Origin of the sequence: Kitasatospora sp. NPDC058965 (assembly GCF_042741245.1) — a bacterium.
Lineage (GTDB): Bacteria > Actinomycetota > Actinomycetes > Streptomycetales > Streptomycetaceae > Kitasatospora.
The window spans coordinates 1-1,473 of sequence record NZ_JBHYKG010000594.1; the positions used below are offsets into that span (position 1 = coordinate 1).

The following is a 1,473-nucleotide window of genomic DNA, read 5'->3' on the forward strand; positions in this document are numbered from 1 at the left end:
GTCAGCTCGCGCTACCTGCGCGCCGAGTACACCGGCCGGATCAACCGGATCGGGATGGGGTCGGTGTTCTGGGCGCCCTCGTACTTCGCGGGGTCATGCGGCGGAGCACCGCTCAGCATCGTGAAGGAGTACATCGAGAACCAGAAGCGGCCTGTCTGACCGTCACCCCGGAGCCGCAGGGGACTCCGCCGCTTCGCGGCTCCGGGGCAAGGATCACATTCCCGCCCGGCCTAAAAGCCGGGATTCCCTGCGAAGATCAGGGGATGGAGTGCCTGTGGGACCTGTTCCGCTCCGTGCCCTCCCTGGAGGTCGACGGGGCGTCGGTGCTGGACGAGTTCTCCTGGCTCAACAAGGACGACCCCAACCGCTCGCTGCAGCGCGTCACCGAGCGCCAGGGTCAGGACGCGGGCACCGACGGGCGGTTCGCGCTGGGTGACCGGGCCCAGAAGGACCTGGTGAAGGTCTTCCTGGCCACCCGCGCGGAGCTGGAGGGCAAGCGGATCGACGAGGTGTTCGGCCGGGAGTTCCTGGACAGCAACTTCTGGCTCTACTGGCGCACCATGTTCGCCTTCGAGGAGTGGCACGGCGCGCTGGAGATGAAGCTGTACCTGCACCGGTTCGTCCACCACGTCGGCGGGCTGCCGGACCTGTCGGCGCTGAAGTTCACCAAGTACAACCAGTACGAGTCGATGGTGCTGCCGCTGACCCGCTGGCTGCTGGACCAGGGCGTCACCTTCCGCTTCGCCACCCACGTCACCGACATCGACTTCGACCTCGCCCCGGGCCGCAAGCGGGCCACCCGGATCCACTGGCTGACCGACGGTCAGCAGGGCGGCGTCGACCTGGGCGAGGACGACCTGGTGTTCACCACCATCGGCTCGCTCACCGAGAACTCCGACAACGGCGACCAGCACACCCCCGCCCGCCTGGACGAGGGCCCCGCACCGGCCTGGGACCTGTGGCGCGCCATCGCCGCGAAGGACCCCGCCTTCGGCCGGCCCGAGGTGTTCTGCGGCGACATTCCCAGGAGCAAGTGGGAGTCCGCCACCGTCACCACGCTGGACGCCCGGATCCCCGGCTACATCCAGAAGATCGCCAAGCGCGACCCGTTCAGCGGCGGTGTGGTCACCGGCGGCATCGTCACCGCCCGCGACTCGGCCTGGCTGCTGAGCTGGACGGTCAACCGGCAGCCGCACTTCAAGCAACAGCCGGCCGACCAGATCGTGGTCTGGCTGTACTCGCTGTTCGTGGACCGCCCCGGCGACTACGTGAAGAAGCCGATGCAGGAGTGCACCGGCGAGGAGATCACCCGCGAGTGGCTGTACCACCTGGGCGTCCCGGTGGCGGAGATCGACGGACTCGCCGCCGACGCGGCCCGCTGCTGGGCTGCGTCCCGCACGGCCGGAACGCCATCATCCTGGGCTGCACGGTGCGCTCGTTCGCCGGGCCGATCCGGCTGGAGCTGGTGATCCG

2 protein-coding genes are annotated in these 1,473 nt (G+C 69.0%); both read left to right on the top strand.

From position 1 onward, the window contains the following. On the top strand, positions 1 to 159 hold a 159-nt coding region (locus tag ACFW1A_RS40450; RefSeq protein ID WP_380405296.1), incomplete at its 5' end, for a transposase. Between the two features lie 104 nt (positions 160 to 263). After that, complete coding sequence (locus ACFW1A_RS40455; protein WP_380418730.1) at positions 264 to 1,469, top strand: oleate hydratase; 1,206 nt, start codon at positions 264 to 266, stop codon at positions 1,467 to 1,469. Positions 1,470 to 1,473: the final 4 nt, after the last annotated feature.

Excerpts from the sequence above, each read along its gene's own strand:
- ACFW1A_RS40455 (WP_380418730.1), top strand. The coding sequence starts at position 264 with ATGGAGTGCCTGTGGGACCTGTTCCGCTCCGTGCCCTCCCTGGAGGTC.